We start from the raw sequence: 2,713 nt of genomic DNA, 5'->3' as shown, positions 1-2,713 counted from the left end.
CTGGACGCCGACACCGAGGGCGACCGCCCCTGGGTGGCCACCGGATACGTCGCCGGACCGTCGCTGGGATCGGCGGTCCACGAGTACGGTCCGTTGCCGGCCGCGGCCGTCCACGCGCTGGGGATCGGACTGGCCGAGGCGCTGAAGGCCGTGCACGGCCTCGGCCTCGTCCACCGGGACGTCAAGCCGTCGAACGTCCTGCTGGCCCTGGACGGGCCGCGGCTCATCGACTTCGGCATCAGCCGGGCACTGGACGCCACGACCGCGCTCACCCAATCGGGTTTCGTGCTCGGCAGTCCCGGCTACCTCTCGCCGGAGCAGGCCGAGGGGCGGACGGTGGGCCCGGCCTCGGACGTCTTCTCGCTGGGCGCGGTGCTGGCGTACGCCGCCACCGGCGTCCCGCCGTTCGGCGCGGGCGTGAGCACACCCGTCCTGCTCTACCGCGTCCTGCACGAGGAGCCCGACCTCCGCGGGCTCGACACCGTCGCCCCGGGGCTGCGGGACCTCGTGTCCGCCTGCCTCGCCAAGGACCCCGCGGCACGGCCCGCCCCGGACCGGATCAGCGCGTGGCTGGCGGCCGGCGACGGCGCGGCGGCGGAACGGCTGACGGGGCACGGCTGGCTGCCGTCCGAGATCGCCGGCTCACTGGCCCGCCTCGCGGTGGAACTGCTCGACCTCGACGCCGAGGCCGCACCGGGCGGACGCCCGGGCGACGTCGCCCCGCCACCGCTCCGGTCCGCCGTCCAGGTGCCGGACCCGGCACACCACGGTCCGACGGAGCGGGCCGCCACGGCCGTACCGCCGCCGCCGCCGGTCCACCCGCCCACGCCGACGGCTGCGGCCGTCCCGTCGGCCGGAATCATGGCGGCGGTCGACCCCCCGCCCGTGGCGGCCCGCTCCGGTCGCGTGCGTCCCGGTCTCGTCATCGCCACCGCAACGGCGGTCGTGGTGGCCGGTACGGCCGTCTACCTCTCCACCAGCCACAGCAACCACGTCTCCGGCGCCGGACAGCCGACGGCCGGCGGCCGCGACGCCCGATCCTCCGGCCCGTCCGCACCGGTGCCCGCCCCGACGTCGCCGACCTCCGGCGAACCGGCCCCGCAGACACCCGCCGGCACGGTACCCACCGCCCTGCTCGGCACCTGGCAGGGTCCGCTCACCGGCCAACAGAACGACGTCCGGGCGGACTTCACCATCACCATCGCCCAGGGACGGCCGGGCGAGCCGGTCGGCACCATCCACAACAACACCGGAACCGGCACCCGCTACTGCGACTCCGTCGCCGACCTGGTCGCCGTCGGCACCGACCGCCTGATCCTCAAGACCCGCCCGATGAGCATCCTCACCGGCTGCGCAGCCGACCCGCACGAGCAGGTCTACACACGCAACGCCGACGGCAGCCTCCACCTCAGCGTCGGCGCCTACTCCGGCGACCTCGCGAGGAGGTGACCGCCGTGCACGACCGTCGGCCCGCCGTCCGCGGGCCGACCCGTGGCTCACCGGCCGGCGGGTGGGACTCCGGTCACGGCGCGCCGGAGGACACCCAGATGCTGATGGTGCTGCCGGGGTCGATCCGGCTGAAGCTGCCCGGCTCCTGGCGGACGACCTCGCCGCTCGGCCAGATCTTGTCCGGCACGCTCTGCTCCTGCAGCTTGAAGTGGCCGATGTCGGCGCAGGTGCGGGCGTCGGCCACGGTCATGTGTTCCAGTGCCGGTGCTTCGGGCCGGTCGCCGGTCGCGCTGTCGCAGCCGGTGAGGGCGCCGACGGCCCTGGGGTCGCCGCCGGTGGAGATCCAGACCTTGACGGTGCTGCCGACGGTGGTGTCCTCCGATCCGGGTTCCTGGCGTGCCACCTGCCCGGCCGGGGTGAGGCGGTCCTGGACCTTGCCGGCCTCCTCCAGCTTGAGGTGGGCGATGTCCGCGCAGGTCCGGGCGGCGTTCAGGGTCCTGCCCTTGAGCCAGGGGGTGGGGACCTTGCCGTGCTGCTCCTCGGCCTCGCAGTTGGCGAGGTCCCCCGTCGCCCGGGGATCGCCGCCCGTCGACACCCAGACGGTGACGGTGCTGCCCCGCTTCACCGACTGGGAGGTCCCCGGTTCCTGCCGGGTGACGGTGTCCTTGTTGTACTTGCTGCCGGTGGTGGTCTTCTGGTCGATCTTCAGTCCGGCGATCTCCGCGCAGGTCCGCGCCTCGGCGGGCGACATGCCCGAGAACGAGGGCGGGTTGAAGCCGTCGCCCCCGAAGGACAGCGGATCGCACGAGGAGTACGGGCCGGTCGCCCGCGGGTCCGGGGTGTGGGTGGCCGTCCGGTACCCGAAGGGGTCACCGAACGCGGTCACGGCCCAGACGACCGCGACGACGGGCACCAGGGCCAGACCGACGATCCTGGCGTTGCGCACGCGCCGCAGCTGCGCCTGCCGCCGGATCGCGACGTACCGCATGCCCTCGGCGAGGGCGTCGGCCGTGGCGGCGTCGTCGGCACCGGTGAACGCCGCGAACGGCCAGGACGGACCGGTACCCGCTCCGGCACCCGCGCCCCCACCCCTGCCCCCGGTGTCCCGGGCGTCGGCGTGCTCGGCCCCGGCGGGCCGGGCCCTGTCGTCCTCGGCCCCGATGTGCTCCGCCCTGATGTGCTCGGCCGTGACGGTGGGAGCGGAGTGCAGCGGACGGGTCGGTGCTCCGCCCGCGGCGGCCCGGCGGACGTCCTCGGATCGGAA

The 2,713-nt window shown here is 75.1% G+C and carries 2 protein-coding genes; one reads left to right on the top strand and one right to left on the bottom strand.

Going from position 1 to position 2,713, the window contains the following annotated elements; genetic code table 11:
* Positions 1-1,449, top strand: a 1,449-nt coding sequence (locus ABZ641_RS32155; protein WP_359987545.1) for a protein kinase, incomplete at its 5' end; no start/stop codon positions are given.
* 73 nt (positions 1,450-1,522) lie between these two features.
* On the opposite strand, the gene ABZ641_RS32150 is transcribed toward ABZ641_RS32155, so the two are convergent.
* The coding region (locus ABZ641_RS32150) for a PASTA domain-containing protein (protein ID WP_359987543.1) at positions 1,523-2,713 on the bottom strand (1,191 nt) is incomplete at its 5' end.

The organism is Kitasatospora sp. NPDC007106 (assembly GCF_040634455.1).
In the GTDB taxonomy this organism is placed as follows: Bacteria; Actinomycetota; Actinomycetes; order Streptomycetales; family Streptomycetaceae; genus Kitasatospora; species Kitasatospora arboriphila.
The sequence above is the reverse complement of the archived record's forward strand: the minus strand, read 5'-3'. Positions and strand labels throughout refer to the sequence as shown.